This is a genomic window from Microbulbifer elongatus (assembly GCF_020524885.1).
In the GTDB taxonomy this organism is placed as follows: Bacteria; Pseudomonadota; Gammaproteobacteria; order Pseudomonadales; family Cellvibrionaceae; genus Microbulbifer; species Microbulbifer elongatus_A.
Genome location: NZ_JAIVKJ010000002.1, coordinates 733,044 through 750,904, shown reverse-complemented (window position 1 = coordinate 750,904; position 17,861 = coordinate 733,044). Strand labels below are relative to the sequence as shown.

14 protein-coding genes are annotated in these 17,861 nt (G+C 58.0%); 4 read left to right on the top strand and 10 right to left on the bottom strand.

What is annotated here, in order from left to right:
- Positions 1-11: 11 nt before the first annotated feature.
- The 5 genes from LC059_RS10595 to nhaA all read right to left on the bottom strand — a co-directional run bounded on the left by LC059_RS10595 (position 12) and on the right by nhaA (position 6,032).
- Positions 12-1,514: a Na+/H+ antiporter subunit D gene (locus LC059_RS10595; protein WP_226703822.1), complete on the bottom strand. Its 1,503-nt coding sequence runs from the start codon at positions 1,512-1,514 to the stop codon at positions 12-14.
- Positions 1,514-1,882, bottom strand: coding sequence for a Na+/H+ antiporter subunit C (locus LC059_RS10590; RefSeq protein ID WP_226703821.1), 369 nt, complete (start codon positions 1,880-1,882; stop codon positions 1,514-1,516). Before LC059_RS10590 ends, LC059_RS10595 begins: the two co-directional genes overlap by 1 nt.
- A gap of 1 nt (position 1,883) precedes the next feature.
- Positions 1,884-2,300: an MnhB domain-containing protein gene (locus LC059_RS10585; RefSeq protein ID WP_226703820.1), complete on the bottom strand. Its 417-nt coding sequence runs from the start codon at positions 2,298-2,300 to the stop codon at positions 1,884-1,886.
- Positions 2,297-4,621 (bottom strand): hydrogen gas-evolving membrane-bound hydrogenase subunit E, encoded by a 2,325-nt coding sequence (gene mbhE, locus LC059_RS10580; RefSeq protein ID WP_226703819.1) that lies wholly within the window; start codon positions 4,619-4,621, stop codon positions 2,297-2,299. Before mbhE ends, LC059_RS10585 begins: the two co-directional genes overlap by 4 nt.
- 181 nt (positions 4,622-4,802) lie before the next feature.
- On the bottom strand, positions 4,803-6,032 hold the full coding sequence (nhaA, locus tag LC059_RS10575) for a Na+/H+ antiporter NhaA (RefSeq protein ID WP_226703818.1): 1,230 nt from the start codon (positions 6,030-6,032) through the stop codon (positions 4,803-4,805).
- A 150-nt stretch (positions 6,033-6,182) separates the two neighbouring features.
- Between nhaA and LC059_RS10570 the strand changes: the two genes are divergently transcribed.
- Together LC059_RS10570 and LC059_RS10565 are read left to right on the top strand one after the other, a co-directional pair.
- Positions 6,183-7,715, top strand: coding sequence for a cryptochrome/photolyase family protein (locus LC059_RS10570; protein ID WP_226703817.1), 1,533 nt, complete (start codon positions 6,183-6,185; stop codon positions 7,713-7,715).
- A 96-nt stretch (positions 7,716-7,811) separates the two neighbouring features.
- Entirely contained in the window at positions 7,812-9,671 is a 1,860-nt protein-coding gene (locus LC059_RS10565; RefSeq protein WP_226703816.1) for an amidohydrolase, read from the top strand.
- Positions 9,672-9,678: 7 nt separating this feature from the next.
- Here LC059_RS10565 and LC059_RS10560 read toward each other — a convergent pair whose 3' ends face one another.
- On the bottom strand, positions 9,679-10,368 hold the full coding sequence (locus tag LC059_RS10560) for a glutathione S-transferase family protein (RefSeq protein WP_226703815.1): 690 nt from the start codon (positions 10,366-10,368) through the stop codon (positions 9,679-9,681).
- Between the two features lie 155 nt (positions 10,369-10,523).
- Between LC059_RS10560 and LC059_RS10555 the strand changes: the two genes are divergently transcribed.
- The gene (locus LC059_RS10555; protein ID WP_226703814.1) at positions 10,524-11,258 is read left to right on the top strand and encodes a glycine zipper 2TM domain-containing protein; all 735 of its coding nucleotides are present in this window, start codon (positions 10,524-10,526) and stop codon (positions 11,256-11,258) included.
- 56 nt (positions 11,259-11,314) lie between these two features.
- Here the strand turns inward: LC059_RS10555 and LC059_RS10550 are convergent, their stop codons facing one another.
- Entirely contained in the window at positions 11,315-12,280 is a 966-nt protein-coding gene (locus tag LC059_RS10550) for an SH3 domain-containing protein (protein WP_226703813.1), read from the bottom strand.
- Positions 12,281-12,564: 284 nt separating this feature from the next.
- On the opposite strand from LC059_RS10550, the gene LC059_RS10545 reads away from it, so the two are divergent.
- A complete protein-coding gene (locus tag LC059_RS10545) occupies positions 12,565-13,065 on the top strand; it encodes a hypothetical protein (RefSeq protein ID WP_226703812.1) in 501 nt (166 codons plus the stop codon).
- Positions 13,066-13,131: 66 nt separating this feature from the next.
- Here the strand turns inward: LC059_RS10545 and LC059_RS10540 are convergent, their stop codons facing one another.
- The 3 genes from LC059_RS10540 to LC059_RS10530 all read right to left on the bottom strand — a co-directional run bounded on the left by LC059_RS10540 (position 13,132) and on the right by LC059_RS10530 (position 17,798).
- Positions 13,132-13,800 carry a hypothetical protein gene (locus LC059_RS10540; protein ID WP_226703811.1) on the bottom strand — a complete coding sequence of 223 codons (669 nt, stop codon included), beginning with the start codon at positions 13,798-13,800 and terminating at the stop codon, positions 13,132-13,134.
- 273 nt (positions 13,801-14,073) lie between these two features.
- A complete protein-coding gene (locus LC059_RS10535; RefSeq protein ID WP_226703810.1) occupies positions 14,074-16,983 on the bottom strand; it encodes a M16 family metallopeptidase in 2,910 nt (969 codons plus the stop codon).
- A gap of 188 nt (positions 16,984-17,171) precedes the next feature.
- Positions 17,172-17,798, bottom strand: coding sequence for a hypothetical protein (locus LC059_RS10530; protein WP_226703809.1), 627 nt, complete (start codon positions 17,796-17,798; stop codon positions 17,172-17,174).
- Between the last annotated feature and the right edge of the window lie 63 nt (positions 17,799-17,861).

The window sequence follows — 17,861 nt, the reverse complement described above, 5'->3', positions numbered from 1 at the left end:
CCAGATTCTCATTACTCGCTCGGGGATAGCACCACGGCCACGTAGCCTGCCGGATTCAGCAGTTCCGCAGCGGCAGCTTGGGAAAACTCGATCAGCGGCTGCGGGAAAAGCCCCAACAATAGGGTAATCAGCACCAGCACCACCGCCGGTGCCATGCGCTGCACGCGCTCGATGGCGGGCAGGCTGGCGAGAGTTTGTGGTGGCTCCTGCGGGTGTGCCTTCCAGAAGGCCTCGCTCCAGATCTTGCTCATGGAAAACAGGGTGAGCGCACCGGTAACCAGTGCAGTGGCAGCCACCCAGTAAGCGGCCTGGTCGAGACTTGCGGTAACCAGCAACAGCTTGGCCCAGAAACCGGACAGCGGGGGAAAGCCCGCAAGGCTAAATGCGGCAATAAAAAAGACCGCGGCGAGAAGCGGGCTAGCGCGATACAGGCCGCCAATCTTGAGTAGATCAAAGCTCCCCGCCATACGCCGCGCGGTGCCGCTCATCAACAAAAGGTTGGTCTTGGCAACGATGTTGTGCGCCATATAAAACACGGTGCCGGCCAGCGCCAGCGGACTGTAGAGTGCCAAGCCCAGGACCAGAAAACCGATCTGGCTGATGATATGGAACGCGAGAATGCGCCGAAACTCGTATTGCGAAGCCGCCCCCAGCACACCACTAAGCATGGTCAGTAACGCCGCACCCAGCAGCAACTCACGTGTAAAGCCGAGGTCCGCCGGAAAGATCAATGTGAAGGTACGAATTAGCGCATAGACCCCTACTTTGGTGAGCAGCCCGGCGAACACCGCAGTGACCGCCACGGGGGGCACGTGGTACGACGCCGGCAACCAGAAATACAGCGGAAACAGTGCGGCCTTGATGCCAAAAGCCGCAATCAAGAGCACCGCCAGTAGCTGCAGGGTGGCCGGCTGTTCGACCTCAGCCAGGGCCTGGTGGAGTGCGGCCATATTCAAGGTGCCGGTCAGGCCATAGATCATACCGATGGCCATCAGCATCAACAGCGTCGACACAAGGTTCAGCGCCACATACTTGATCCCGCCATCCAGTTGCTCCCGGTCCCCACCGAGCACCAGCAGGGCGAAGGAGGCAATTAGCATCACCTCGAACCACACATACAGGTTGAACAGGTCGCCGGTGACAAAGCTGCCGCAAACACCGGCTAGCAGCAGCTGATAAAAGCCCTGAAAGCCCAACGTTTCCCGGTGCCGATCGACGTCCGCCAGCGCAAACACCGCGACCGATGCCCCCACCAGTGCGACCAGCAACAACATGATGGCACTGAGCCGATCGGCCACCAGCGTAATCCCGAAGGGCGCCGGCCAATTGCCCATTTGTGCGGCGACCGGGCCCTGTGCCAGCACCTGCACAAAGATCGCACCCGCCACCAGCAACAGTCCCACGCAACCGATGAGGCTGATTGCACGCGCCAGCGGCGGCGTGCGTCGCGCCGCAAATGCCAGCAGCCCAACCGCAATGGGCAACAAGAAGGGAAGCGCGAGCAACCAGCCCATCAATGCTCCCCATCCGGGTCTATGGGTTCCGCCAGGCGCATATGATCGGCATCAATTGTGCCCAACTCGCGGTAGCAACCCACAACCAGCGCCAGGGTGAATGCCAGCAGCCCAAAGCCGATCACAATCGCGGTCAGAATCATCGCCTGGGGCAAGGCATTGGCGACAGGCTCGGGCGGCGCTTCCAGCCCCTTTGGAATCAGCGGTGGCACCACGCGGGTGAGACGACCCGAGACAAAAATTACCAGGTTGGCCGCATTACTCAGCAGGATAAGCCCAAACAGATAACACAGCAGATTGGAGGCCAGCATCAGATAGACACCGGTGGCGGTCATTACCCCAATTACGATTACCAGCGCCGATTCCACGTCAGTCCTCCTCCAGCGTAAAAAACAGAGCCAGCACCGAGCCCAGCACTGCCAGATAGATGCCAATGTCGAACAACAAAACCGTGCTCAGCGGCACACCTTTTTCGCCGTCGCCACCACCGAGGAAAAGCCACAAGCCGGTAAACGGTGGATTCGCCTGTAGTGCGCCGGGCACTGCCGAACCCAGCGACAGCAATGCGCCCACTGTCGCCAATCGCACCGGTGATATGCGCAACGCCTCGCGCGCCTCGCGCATGCTCCAGGCCAGCGCGTAGAGAATAAAAGCGGCGGAGGCAATCAGCCCCGCGATAAAACCGCCGCCAGGAAGGTTGTGACCACGCAACAGCATGTACACCGAGAACAGCAGAATCAGGGCCACCAGCAAGCGTGTGGCGCCCTGCAGGATTACCGAGTTCATTCCTCCGGACCTCCCTGGTCCCGGTACCCCGGAATGCCGTTACCCGGATGCCGCCGCAACAGCGCCGCGGCACCGAGAGCGGCGACCAGTACCACCACCACTTCGCCGAAGGTATCCAGCGCGCGAAAGTCCACCAGAATCACGTTAACGATATTGCGCCCAAACGCCTCCGGTACCGACGCGAGCTCGTAATATTCACGAGTGGGGCTCACCAACGGCTGCTGGATTACCGCCAGCAACACCAGGCTTACCGCGGCGCCAACCAGCACCGCGATCAGGGCGTGCAGATAGCGTGGGCGCGTGCCGCGCACCGCCATGGAATGTGGCAACCGATTCAGGGTCATCGCCACCAGCACCAGAAACAGCGTCTCCACGAGTAACTGGGTAATGGCCACATCGGGCGCACCAAAAAACAGGTAAATCAGCGCGACACCCACCCCCATACCGCCGAGGCTACAGATAGCGGTGAGCGGTGCGCGACAGCCAATCGCTACCAGTGATCCGGACAAAACCAGCGCCATGGCCGCCCACTCTTTTAACGTGAGACGCGCCCAGTTGAATTGCATCTCGAAACCGCCTGCACGCGACTCGCCCCAGAACACCGCCCAGAACAAGGTTGCCACTACCGCGATAAAGACCACCGCCATATATCCCTGAAGCAAGCCGTGCTGCAGGTAGCGGGTGTGCAATGCCGCAGCGCGCTTGAACAGCGCCAGCCCCCGGTCCCATTGTCGGTCCATTCGCGATGGCAACCATCGAGCAGCGCGGTTGAGGCCATCGCGAATACGGCGTTGCATCAGGAAGGTGAGCACGCCCAGCAATAACGTGGCGATGCTCATCATTAACGGCACATTCACACCGTGCCAGAGTTTCAGTTTGACCACTTCCGGGCGCCCGAGAATGGCAGTTACCGCCGGCTGCACTAAAGTGTCGGCCACCAGCCCCGGCGCCACCCCGAAGGTAAACCCGAGCAGTGCCAGCACCAGCGGACTCAGCCACAATCCGGCACTGGCTTCGCGCGAGGACGCCAGTGTCGGCGGCAGTTTTCCGAGAAATGGGCGCAGTGCCACCGTTGCCGATACCGCGACCATCAGCGCGTTGGCAAACACCGCGGCAATGGCCACCAGTAAGGGCTCTTCGGCTATCGCCAGCGCGCCTTCGTATTTGAGCTCCTTGCCGATAAAGCCGAGAAACGGTGGAAACCCCGCCATCGATAACCCCGCCGCCAGTGCGATGCCGAAGGTAATTGGCAGCCGCCGAATCAGCCCGCCTAATGCATGCAGGTCCCGGGTGCCGGTCTGGTGATCGATGATCCCCACCACCATAAACAGCGCGGCCTTGTACAGGGAGTGCACCAGCACAAAGGTAATCGCCGCGGCGATGGCAACACTCGCATCGGAGCCGAGAAACATGGTGAGTGTGCCCAGTGCCACCACCGTGGTGTAGGCCAGCGACAGTTTCAGATCTGTTTGCCGCAGCGCCAGAATCGCGGCGACCACCGCGGTCGCAGCACCGACCAGGGTGAGTATCCACAACCACAGGCCGCTGCCGCCGAGTACCGGGTGCAGGCGTGCCAGCAGGTAGATACCGGCCTTTACCATGGTGGCGGAGTGCAGGTAGGCGCTCACCGGTGTGGGGGCGGCCATCGCGTTTGGCAGCCAGAAATGCAGAGGCAACTGTGCCGACTTGGTAAAGGCCCCGATCAGCACAAGAATCAGAATGGGCGTGTACAGTGCATGGCCTTGCACCTGGCCCCGCGATGAAAGTACCTGCACCAGGTCATAAGTGCCGGCGACGCTCCCCAACAGGATTAACCCCGCCAGCAGTGCTAGCCCACCCAACGCTGTAATGAGTAATGCCTGCAGCGCTGACCGCCGCGCACTGGCGCTCTCGTGGTTGAAGCCGATCAGCAGATAACTGGCAACGGTGGTCACCTCCCAGAACACAAACAGGGTGATCAGGTTTCCCGCCAACACCAGCCCGAGCATGCCGAGCATGAACAGCAGCAGATACAGAAAAAAGCGCTTGAGTAACGGATGGCCACGCAGATAAAACGCGGCGTAAAGAGATACGAAAAAGCCAACGCCACTGACAAGCAGGGCGAACAAAAGGCTCAGGCCATCGATCAGAAATGCCAGGTCAACGCCGAGGCTCGGCACCCAGCTGAGGGAGAACACCAGCGGCGCCTGATCATGCACAGGGCCGATCAGCGACACCAGCCACAGCGCTATGAAGAGGGAAAATATAAGTAGTCCCAGCGACCAGATCTTGTCGCCCCACCCTGCGGGACGCCGGTCGCCGGCATGCACATCGGTATACATCGCAATCCGTGCGCGGCACGCATCCGATATAAAAATCGAAAGCTGCGTTACCGTTTAATCCATTGGGGAAGGCCCCGAGTCCGCCAAGTATAGACCCGGAGTAACTCCCGACTGCGATGCATCGAGATACTGCGCACAACGCCGGCACTGATGCTTCAGCACAGCCGTCGCCAGAGTGTTATCAGCTAGTGGTCGCGGGCTCCAGAGCGCGCGCAGTGTCTTCGCTCCCGGCGCGTTTGCGCAGTGCAAACCTCAGCAGCAGGTAACCGGATACCCCGGAGAGCAAAGACCCCGCCAGAATCCCGACACGTTCGTCAAAGAAGCGGTCAATGCCACTCTGCTCAAACGCCAGTGAGCCGATAAACAAACTCATGGTGAAGCCAATACCACAGAGCATGGCCACGCCGTAGAGCATCAGCCAGTTCATATCTTTTGGCAGCTGGGTCAGCCCAAAGCGCACCGCCAGCCAGCAAAGACTCAGGATACCCAGCTGGTTACCGAGAAACAGGCCCAGGGCAATACCCACTGGCACCCCGTGCAACAGGTACTGTGGATCGGTGGAACCAAAGGTCACCCCAGCGTTGGCAAAGGCGAATACCGGCAGAATCATGAAGGTCACAATGGGGTGAATGCCGTGTTCCAGCTCTCGCAGCGGTGAGCGACCCGGATGCTTGCGTGACTTCATCGGGATAAACATTGCCAGCAGCACCCCGGCGAGGGTGGCATGCACCCCGCTTTTCAGCATCGACGCCCACATCACGAGACCGACCAGAATATAGGCGCGACGATTCTCGACCCCGGCGAACTTCATGAGCGACAGCACCACAAGACAGCCACCGGCCACGGACAGTGCCAGCAGGGAAATACTGTCGGTGTAGAACAGTGCAATGATGATGATCGCGCCGACATCGTCGAAGATCGCCAGTGAGGCCAGGAAGACCTTGGCGGCACGGGGCACGCTCGGCCCGAGCAGGGACAGCACGCCAAGTGCAAACGCAATATCGGTCGCGGCAGGAATGGCCCAGCCCTGCAGCGCCTGCGGGTTATCCCAGTTGAATGCCACATAGATCAATGCCGGGAACAACATGCCGCCAATGGCACCAATCCCCGGCAAGATGACTTGTGAGGGTCGCGACAGCTCGCCCTCGGTCATCTCCCGCTTGAGCTCAAGCCCGATCAAAAAGAAGAAGACCGCCATCAGGCCGTCGTTGATCCACAGCAACAGTGGTTTATCGATGCTGAACTCAGCAATGGAGACTTGCACCGGTGTCTGCAGCAGCAGGGCATACAGTGGTTCCAGAGGCGAGTTCGCCAGCACAATGGCAAGGAACGCGGCCACTATCAGCAAGATTCCCCCGGCGGCTTCCATCTGGAAAAAGCGCTGGATGGCGCCGGTGTCGAGTGTCTTCATCGAAATGCAAATCCCCCAATCTATTGTTCGGATACAAAACTTGTCTTTCCAGCTCGTTATCTACGCTGGCTGGCACAGTATGGATTTGTTTGCTACAACCCAAATTCAACCCCTGAATGTCGTAATCTCCCACAATCAGAGGAATCCTCTTTGAAAATCCTCAGGCTGATCCTCGGCGACCAGCTGAACCACAAGCATTCCTGGTACCAAAATGACGATGAAGACACTCTGTACTTTATCGCCGAGATGCGACAGGAAACCGACTACGTAAAACACCACATACAGAAAGTGGTGGCTTTCTTTGAAGCCATGGAGACCTTTGCCGATTGGCTGAAATCACGCGGCAAGCAGGTTATCCACTACCGGCTCGATCACCCGGACAACGCACAAAAACTGGGTAGCAATATCGCCGCACTGGTTCAGGCCCACGGCATCGAAAAATTCGAATACCAGCTGCCGGACGAGTACCGCCTTGACCAGCAATTGCAGCAACTGGCCGACGACCTGAGCATCGATGTGGAAGCGTTCGACAGCGAACATTTCCTTACCAGCCGCAATACGCTGGCAGAATTCTTCGAAGGCAAGAAATCCCTGCTGATGGAAAGCTTCTACCGGTATATGCGCCGGGAGCACGACATCCTGATGGAGGGCACTGATCCGGTAGGCGGCAAGTGGAATTTTGATGCCAGCAACCGCAACAAATGGAAGGGCTCACCGGAAATCCCCCACGAAAAGGGCTTCCGCAAGGATGTGCGCACCACGCTCAAGCGTATCGAGGATGCCGGAGTCAAAACCTTCGGTAATATCGATCCGCAACACTTCAGCTGGCCCACCAGCCGTGAAGACTGCCTGAAGGTGTTGCGGTACTTCTGTGACAACCTGCTGGTGCACTTTGGCGACTACCAGGACGCTATGGACCCGGAGCAGGTTTACCTGTTCCATAGCCGCCTCAGCTTTGCCATGAACAGCAAGCTGCTGCACCCGCGGGAAGTCATCGATGCGGTGATTGAACACTGGCAGGCCAACAAGAGTACGATTTCCATCAATGAGGTCGAGGGTTTCGTGCGGCAGATTCTCGGCTGGCGCGAGTATATGCGCGGCGTCTACTGGCGGGAGATGCCGGGATACGCGCGCTGCAACCGGCTGCGCAACCAGCGGGACCTACCGGCGTTTTACTGGAGCGCAGAGACCAAAATGCGCTGTTTGCACCACGCGATAAAAAACAGCCTGGACCACGCCTATGCCCACCACATCCAGCGCCTGATGATTACCGGCAACTTCGCGCTGTTGATTGGCGTGCACCCGGACCAGGTAGATGCCTGGTACCTGGGAATCTACATCGATGCCATCGAATGGGTGGAGATCACCAACACCCGAGGCATGAGCCAGTTTGCCGACGGCGGTCTCGTAGCTACCAAGCCCTATATTTCCAGCGGCAGCTATATCCAAAAAATGAGTAATTACTGCAATGGCTGTGCGTATAACGTCAAGGAAAAGACCGGTGAGAACGCCTGCCCATTCAACAGTCTTTACTGGCACTTTTTGGCGGAAAAGCGCGAGCACTTCCAGGGAAACCAGCGCATGGCGATGATGTTGAGCCTGCTGAATAAAATGGATAGCGAGGATCTGGAGGCGCTGTCTGCCCGGGCCAGGCAGATTATCCGGAACCCGGACGCATTCTAGCCACCCCCTCCGTCTCCCAACACCCCATCAACAGTGGAGGGGGCAAGGTATGTCTAAACTGGGTGAAATCGAAATTTTCCCAGACCGGGCAATCCAATGAATGATCTTCTGAAACTGGCCCTCAGTTACCTATTTCTAGTGCATTCACCATTTGTCTTCGCAGCACAAACCGCGGACACCATATTTCACAACGGCACCATTATCACTATCGATGACAATCAGCCCAAGGCAGAAGCCGTCGCGATCAAGGAAGGGAAGATTATCGCGGTGGGTACGCGCGAGGAGGTGCTGAAGACCGCCGGCGCCAATACCCAGAAAATCGATCTGTCGGGCAAAACCTTGCTCCCCGGTTTTTTCGACTCCCACGGCCACGCATGGATGATCGGCTTTCAGTCGCTGACGGCCAACCTGTTGCCTCCGCCGGATGGCAGGGGTAAAGACATCGCTTCTCTAATCAAACTACTGCAGAGCTGGGCCGCAGCCAATAAGAAATCAGTCAAGCAGCTTGGCTGGATTGTTGGCTTTGGCTATGACAATTCACAACTTGCAGAGCAACGTCATCCAACCCGCCAGGATCTCGACAAGGTATCTACAGAAATCCCCATTCTCATCGTGCACCAGTCCGGACACATCGGGGTAGCCAATTCCAGGGCACTCGAAATAGCCGGAATCTCTGCCGACACAGAAAACCCGAAAGGTGGTGTGTTCCAGCGCGAAGCCGATGGCAAGACGCCCAACGGGGTTGCCGAGGAGTATGCGTTCTTTCAACTGATCGGCGCGTTTGGCAAAGCACTGAACAAAGACGTGAACGATCTGTTTGCTGTCGAGGGCACCAAGCTACTCGCCACCTATGGATACACAACCGCGCAGGAGGGGCGCGCCACCCAGGCATCTCTCAACTCGCTAAAACGGGTCGCGGAAAACGGTGCATTGAAGATCGATGTGGTGGTCTACCCGGATATTCTCGAAATCGAGGACATACACCCGACACGGGAATACCGGCACCGCCTGCGTGTCGGCGGCGCCAAACTGACCATTGACGGCTCACCACAGGGTAAAACCGCCTGGCTGAGCAAGCCCTATTTCAAACCACCAGCCGGGCAGAAAGCGGATTACCGGGGTTACGCATCGATCACCGAAAAGCAGGCAATGGACGCCGTGGCCAAAGCCTATGCGCACGACTGGCAAATTATCACCCACGCCAATGGTGATGCCGCCATCGACCTGCTGATCAAGGCAGTGAAAGCCGCGGAAGCCAAGTACCCCAAAGTGAAAAATCGCCCGGTGCTTATCCATGGGCAAACCCTGCGTCGCGATCAGGTGGACGAAATCAAGGCGCTGGGTATCTTTCCCTCCCTGTTTCCCATGCACACCTTTTACTGGGGCGACTACCACCGCGACTCCGTGCTGGGCCCGGAGCGCGCGGAAAATATTTCACCCACCGGCTGGGTCCTTGAGCAGAAGATGATGTTTGGTACCCACCACGATGCGCCGGTAGCACTGCCGGATTCCATGCGCGTACTCTCCGCCACGGTAACCCGCCGCACCCGCAGTGGAAAAATTCTCGGCACTCAACATCGGGTGCCTGTCGCCACCGCGCTCAAGGCCATGACGCTATGGCCCGCGTGGCAGCATTTTGAAGAGGAGCGCAAAGGCTCGATAGAAGTGGGGAAACTGGCCGACCTGATCATCCTCTCGGAGAACCCGCTCGAGGTTGCCGAGGACAAGCTGGATGACCTGAAGGTAATGGAAACCTTCAAGGAAGGTGTATCCGTATACAAGCGTGGCCAGGAAACAGCGGAAGCGCCCTCTCCCGCCCTGTTCGGCCTCACTTTGCGCAACACGATCGAAGACCACCAGCATCCGCAGACAGCCAGCCACCTTCACGGCGACGGGTGCTTCAATGATGCGCTGGAGCTGATGATCCGGGCTATCGAGCAGGTACCGACAAATTAGCTGCGCCTCAACCGATCATCTTTCGCAGCGAGCGCTCTATCTGGCCGCCGCAGTAGTCGCGTCCATAACGCTCCCGCGCCCCGCTCAGGAACTCCGCGATACGCGGCCTTGCCTCGACGCGAGCACACAGTTTCGCAACCCCCGGAGCATTTTCCTCAAGGTCATTTTGCAGTGCGGGAAATGAATAGGTCATAGTCCCGAACAGCGCCGCAGTAGCGATATCGGCGACGGAGATGGTCGACCCCAGCAGATACCCCTTGCCGTCGTTGAGGCCGTGGGCGCGACCGGTCTGTTCGAACACCTGCATCCAATCCGGCAGGCGCCCGTAGCGGAACGTCTCCCAGGCACCCTTCTCCCACATCTGCATGCCGTTGAAGTTGGTGATTTCCATTAGCACATCGTTGCAATCCAGAAGAGCCTTCAGGGCCAGGGTGTGGGTTTCACTGCGTTTGGGCAGATAGTCATAGTCCCGCGCCAGGTGCATCAGGATCGCGGGCATCTGTGCGATGGTCTTGTCGATGCTGCCATCGTACAGATACGGGGGGGCCATCCCCGGATTGTGGATTTTCAGGCGCTTGTCGGGGTAGATCTCACTCGTATCCAGGCGCTGGTAGCTCACCCCCACTTCGTGCAGGAACATCTCGATAAACACGCCGCGAAATGGCAGTTCCCAATAGTAGAGCCTGTAGTCCGGCATCGCGTTTCCCCGTGTGGTTGCTACACGCAGCATAGACGCCGGGGCTCATCACTCCCGAAAACGTAGACGTATTCACTGTCTGTTCAGGCGACCCTTGTTAGGATTCGTGCCATTCGTCAAACATCGAACAATGAATAAGCGGTGGACACCAAGTCATGAAATATCTCACCACAGCCCTCGTCGCCATTCTGTGCGGCAGCCTCTCGACAGGCCTATTAGCGGAGCCACCGGAAGGTCGCGGCTGGAAGAAGCACAAGAAACACGGCTCGTACAAAGAAGAGTACTGGGACGGCAACTGCAAGGTAGAGCGCAAGTGGAAGCGCAATGGCGACTACGAGGAAGAGCGCAAATGCCGGGCTCCCCGCAACTACGGCCACCATCACCACGACCACGGCACCCGTGTGGTTGTGCTGCCGCCCTGGTTTGACCAGCGCGCCCCGGAACCCGAGTACCGCCCGGAATGGCGCCCGGCGCCGCCGCCCCAGCACACGACCGTTTCCCGCTGTAACAGCGACAAGGTCGGCAGTGTATTGGGCGGCCTGATTGGCGGTGTTATCGGTCACCAGATTGGCGATGGACGCGGCAACACCGCGGCCACTATTGGTGGTGCCATTGCCGGTGTTCTCGTTGGCGGCAACATCGGTCGCCGGATGGACCAGCGCAACCAGGCGTGCGTGGGACAGGTACTGGAATTTGCCCCCGAAGGCGAGCGTGTGACCTGGCAGAACCAGAACGGCCACGAACAATACGCCGTCACTCCGGGCGCTTATGAACAGCGTGGCGACCAGTACTGCCGCTCTTTCGTCACCGAGGTGATTGGGCAGAACGGCCAGAGCACCCAAAGCGTCGCCTGTCGCCGTCCAGACGGCAGCTGGGCACCCGCTTACTGATCATTCCACCGCAGTCGCCGGCCTTCTGTGCCAGCGACTGCGGCCTACATCCCCCTTCAGCCACCGTATATCACCGCATCCGGTATTTTGTAGCGCTCCGGACCGACCCGAATCAGAAAGTTGTCATCCTCTCTGCGGACACTGAACGCACGCGGTCCCTCCGCTTCTGCGGTGTCGGCCCCCGTCGCAACGCCCATTCTGAAAAACAGCGCCCGCTTGCGGCCGTTGGTGCGCGTAATCACCACCGTGGCAAATCCGCCGCCTGCGCGCGCCACCCCGAAATCACACCGCTGATCGCCACAGGGGACTTTGCCCGTTGCATCGAATTCTCCCCTGCCCGCGCGCAGCGCCGAATCGTCCTCGCCCGCAGGCATGGTGCCATCGGGGGCAATCGCCGGCCTCAGGTAATCCGCGGCAACGTAACCTACCGGGCCGCCGCCAAACCGCTGTACATAGCACCAGAGCCGGACACCTGCCGTCTTGCAACCCAGATTGTCGAGACGATGGCCATTCGCAAAGCGCCCGACAATACGGGCAGAGGCTGACGCCGAAGACCTCAGATTTAACCCGGAAGGCGCCCCGGTCACTTCCCACACGCGCGGACCGCCATCTTCGGTACTCGCTTTCGGGGGAACCGGGTCGAAAATATAGATGCCCGCATCGGCCATCAGGCTGAGGGAAAGCCGGCCATCGCGGATCATATAGCCGCGCAACATGGGCGCGTCCTTGGCAAACTTCCCGCCCAGGTTACTACCTAGGTTAGTGCCCGGGCAAAGGGCGAGCGTCGCCGCCACCGGACCAATTTCGATCTGGCCATTGGACGGGTCCGACGAGGGTGTGTGTTGCCATCGCGCACTTCCCAGATTGCAGTCGAGCTGCATACTGGCGGCACCGTCAGCACCGAATCGAATCTGCACGCTGCGCGGCGACGCCGGCCGCAGTGACCCGACCTCATCGCTCATGGAGCGGAATTCGGACAGGCGCCACGCGGTATCCTCGAGTACGCCGGCACGGGCAAACATCGTGTTTGATAGAAATACAGCAAGGACGACCCCCGTCCATTTTCCCCAATGCGGGAATATCAAGTTCACTGGTTTATCACCCCATGCATTGCGCATTTTCCTGAACACTCTCTTGATCATGGATTTTAGCGGGGGCCCGTCCTATTAAGCACGAAAGTTGCATGTTATAACTCGTGCTTACTCCTGTGGATTACTCACACCTGATTCGGTCCCAGCCGAAGAGTACTACAGGCTGCTTCTGGCGATCGCACAGCAAATAACAGCACTAAAAAGAGCGAAATCCAATGAAAAAGACCCTGCCTGCGGTGTTCGGCATGGCCCTGCTACAGGGGTGTACCGCCCTGTTACCCCCGAATACGCCCAATGACTTCGTTACCACACTGAGCGACTCCACGTTCGGAAACGTCTACACCGCCGCGCCGTCCATTCCCTACCAGGACTCCGTGCGCAACCTGAAGGCCAACATGGATGCCTGTGTCGAAGGCGTCATTCAGGGGCCCAGCATACGCTCGCAAAGTATCGTGATCGGGACTGGCTCGGGCGTCTGGCACTACGACATTACCGCGGCCAGTGACAACCTCACCCAATTCACCCTGCGCAGAAAAGTCATGGGATGGACCGGCCCCCAGCACGAGGGCGGCAATATCGTGGCGGTGATCAACGTCGAGCCGCAACCGGAGAGCGGCGCCTCCATTACCGGTTACTCCCCCTGGGGCTCTGCCTGGTTAATGGAACCGATCATGGCCTGGGGCAAGGGGGAGAATCCTGGCTGCCCGATTGGCTGAGAGAGCCGGTCATCGAACCCTGGGGACTTTTTCTGACAACCGTCCTCAGGGTTCTGACAACCGCCCTCAGGGACAGTCAGTACAGAAAGACCCCGCAAGGGTGCCGGTGACACCGCCAAACCAGTTATCTCCACTGCCATCAGACAATCTATTGTATTCAAGCGCGGTACCGACGGACGTACTCGTCAACACACCACTCGCACCCGCAAAATCTCCTGTGCCGCCTATGACCTTGTATTCAACGACAAGATCAAAGCTACCAGGTAATTCTTCGACCAGCTCTCCGGTCCCGGTATTGACGGTGAGATAAAAACATCCGCTGCCTGCCGGCATATCATTCACCGGCACCGCCTGCAGGAACACCTGCCCCTTCTCGAACGTCAACACCACATTGGATTTCACAACAAAGAACGGTGACTCTACAACAACCTGATCTGCACTGTCGGCCTCCGGGGCCGCCATGTTTGTCTCACAGGATCCGCTGACCGCATTAAAATCAGTTGCCGTATGGCTAAGAAATTTCCCAAGACCTTTCTTTTTGATTTCTCCCGTGGTCGTTGTGGAAATTGTTTTTTCATCGATTTCGTATTTGAAAAAAGACGTAATGAACGACCCTGAGAAGTCTTCCGGCCCGATCTCATAAACCTCGGCCTTTGTCACTCCGGCAAAGCCCAGACTGGCAACCAGTGTGACACCTCCCAAGATTGGGCCCCATGCTCTAGTAAAAGTTTTCATCCGTTGATCTCACGAAAATAACCCCCATTCTCGCGCCACAGTAATCGCTGCCAGACCGGGGGAAGATTGATGGAACCCCCTCGCAAAACCAGCCTGCGGGGGACACCGGAAGAGTAGACACACGTACAAAAACCGCTGAGTAAATGGCGGCAATGGAGACCAGACACTACAGAATTGTGCACTGGGTTAAGCGGGGAGAGGGGGGCAATCTGCAGAGATGCAATGGCCCGACAACTGCCGGGCCGCATTGAACGCTCGAGCGAATGGTTTAGGTTAATTGTTTGGCTTGGCGACCTCGTTCGCATCGATCAAAGTAACATCGCCCAGCTCCAGCGCCTTGAGCGGATCCAGCTGCGTGGCGCGATCGCCCACCACCAGCCAGATCATGGTCTCCGGTTGCATATATTCCTCGGCAATCTTCTGCACCTTGGGAATGGTCATCGCCTTGGCGATCGCCTCGCGCTCGCGCACATAGTCGGCGGGCCAGCCGTATTCGCTCATGTTCTCCAGCAGGCCCAATTTCGCGCGAGCGGTCTCGAAGGCGCGGGTATTGGCGCGCACCAGATAGGAGCGGGAGTTTTCCAGGTCGGCTTCGGTATAGGTGGGCGCGTATTGTTCGAGGATATCGTTGATCAGCTGCACCGACTCCGCGGTGACATTGGCACGCACACCACTGGCGATGGCGAAGCGACCCTGGGTTTTACCGCCGGACACACTGGAACCAATGCCGTAGGTATAGCCCTTGCCCTCACGCAGTTGCTGCATCAGACGCGAGGCGAAACCGCCACCGCCGAGAATGTAGTTGGTGAAGACCGCCGGATAGTAATCGTCCGATACCGCCGGCATCGCCAGGCGACCGATACGCAGTACGGACTGTTTGGAATCCGGCACATCCACAAAGTAGATACCCGGCTTGGCGGGTTCGGATTTCGGGCTGGGGATGGTTACCGGCTTGGCGGGCCACTGCTCGGCCAGCTTGGCAGCGGCGGCCATAAAGTCTACCTGCGCAATATCCCCCACCACATGAGCGCGGGCCACTGAGGGTGACAGGGCCTTGTTGTAGTAGGCCTTGAGGTCATCCATGGTGATTGCCGCCACGGATTCCTCGGTACCCAGGCCGCTGTAACCGCGAATACTGTCCTTGCCGTGCAACAGGCGCGCGAAGGTCTTGCCGGCGATTGCGTTGGGCTCGGCTTGCGAGCGCTTGATCTGGCTGGTGACGCTCTTCTTCGCCAGTACCAGTTCCTTTTCATCCCAGCGTGGCTCCAGCAGCATTTCCTGCAACAGTGCGAACACCTTGTCGAAGTTGCGCGCCAGGGTGGTGACATCAAAGCGGAAGCTATCCTGCCCGGCGTTCACGCTGATGCTTGCACCGAGTTTCTGGATTGCGGTTTCCAGTTCCTCCGGGGTGCGGTTCTTGGTGCCACGCTCCATTAGCATCGAAGTAAGCCCGGCAACACCGGTCTTGTCGATGCTGTCCTGCAACATGCCGCCATTGATCACCAGGCTGAAGGTCACCGTGGGCACTTCGCTGTTTTCGATACCGTAGACTTTAATCCCGTTTTCGAGCTTGTCTTGCCACACATCCGGCACCGCGGTTTCTGCCGGATCGCCGTAGGCCGGCTCTTTGGAGCGGTCAAACTTTGAAGGGGTTTTCTCGTACTCTGCACTGGCAGACGCATCGAACTGCGCTTCGGCGCCCTCTATAATCTTCTCTTCCACCACTTGTGCAGCGGTAGAGCCAGACAATGCCAGCACCTTTTCACCGCGTGGTACGAAGCTTGTCGCCACATAAGGCTTGTCCTTGATGTACTTGTCGTACACCCGCTTAACGTCTTCTTGCGTGACCGCGAGTAGCCGCTCGATGTCTTTGGTCACATAACCCGGGTCATCCGCGTAAATCTGGTACTGGGCCAGCTGGAAGCCCTTGCCCACCACGCTGGAGAGGCTGTTGTAAAACGCCACTTCCTGCCCGGCCTTGATTCGCTCCAGGTCTTCCTCGGTAATGCCCTCTTTCTCGAACAGGCCAAAGGCCTTCTGGATACCCGCGTAGACCGCGTCCAGATGGCCGCCGCTAAACGCCTGCACCTTTAATTGCATTTGCCCCGCCAGCTCGGACTCGTAAGCGCCCATGGATACATTCGCGGTGAGCTGCTCGTCTTCCACCAGCACTCGGTAAAGCGGCGCGCGCTTGCCGTCGGAGAGGTACTCCGACAGTACCGCCAGTGGATAAGTATCGGCGCTGTAGCGCGGCACCGTGGGCCAGGCCATGGTCAGTTCCGGCTGGCGGGCGAAGTTATCCTCGTAATACAGACGCTTGGTTTCCTTCAGGGTGACCTGCTGCTTGGGTGCGCGCTCGATGGGCTCCCCCGCGGGGATCTCACCAAAATACTTCTCTACCAGCTCCCTAGCCTCTTTCGGGTCAAAATCCCCAGCCACCACCAAGGTCACGTTGTTGGGCACATACCAGTGACGGAAGAAGGTCTTCACATCGTCCAGGGTGGCGTTGTCCAGATCCTCCAGCGAGCCAATCACCTGCCAGCTGTAGGGGTGCCCCTCCGGGTACAGATTGCGATCGATCACATACTGGGTGTGGCCGTAGGGGCGGTTATCCACAGCCTGGCGCTTCTCGTTCTTCACCACCTGCTTCTCTTTCGCCAGCACCGGATCGGTCACCGTATTGATAAACCAACCCAGCTTGTCCGCCTCCGCCCACAGCATCTTCTCCAGCGCATCCTTGGGCACCGTCTGGTAGTAATTGGTGACATCGCGGGAAGTCGAGCCATTGGCGCCGGAACCACCAATACGCGCACTCATCGCATCCAGCCCGCCCTTGCCCAGGTTCTCCGACTCCAGGAACAGCAGGTGCTCGAACAAATGGGCAAAGCCGGTGCGGCCCTCTTTCTCCCGTGCGGAACCGACATGTGCCGTCAGCGACACCGCCACCACGGGGTCAGAGCGGTCGATGTGGAACAACACGTTGAGGCCGTTATCCAGCTGGAACTGCTGGTAGTCGATGGCGAAATCGGGCTTAGCCTCTTGCTGGCCCGGGGCTTTTGATGTCGCCTCTGTTTGCGGCTTCGGCTCGGACTGGGTACTGGAGCGGTCGCAGCCGAACAGGCCGAGAGCCGGGATGGAAAGTGCGGTCAGCAACGCCAGGGAGGCGGTAAGGTTGCGGGGCATGGGGCGATCCTTTGCATTGTTATGCAGAGGAAGATAGCAGGAGTGATTAACTTGAGCGACATAGTGTTTCAAGTACGCGCGATGCAAATCAAGACAAGCTTTTCTGGAACTGCTCTACTTTTACTGCATATACAGCGGTTCAAGAGATGCATTAAAGAGGCGCCCCATATACGGTCGCATCTCCTCACTCAACTACTTAATATCATTGAATCGGGCCCATTTACTTGTTGCCAATCAGAGCCCGGGTAAAGTGACTGTAAACATTCAATGATCGTACAGAGATTCAATGGTTGGTTTTCAGGCATTCTACCTACCATAGCGATTAATCCGTTTGGACACTGGCGTATTTCTAATTTCGGGCATCCAATGTCCTCGGACTTAAAAACCTCGATTGGGCCCCAGAATTCGCCCGGCGTTCGAAACGTTCCATCAAAGAACTGCATATCCTCATCAAGTACAAGATCGCTACTTATTTGATAGCTTGAACCCAGGAACATTCTCTCCTCGGCATGAGAAGCGAGAGAAGTCAGGTCTTGCTCAAAACAGGTAGGAAACTTACAACAGGATCCATTGAAGGATATTGGCTGATCCAGTTCGATCAAATGCACCCAGTCAGTCGGTATGTCACGTCTTGTTGAAATACGATGCTCGGACCATATAACCGTCCCCGTTTTTCCGATGAGAGGCCCATAAAAATGGTGTTGGATTTTTACACGCTCAAAGCGAGTTAGTCTCGGAGGGAATGGTTTGATCTGTTTCTTATTACGGAATGCCTGCTTGATATGCTCAACAAGCTTTTCTTCGTCGATTTCCATGCTTTTAGCGACAGTCATCGCTTGGGATTGGAAGAGAGCCGCACAGTAAACTGGTAGATCTGG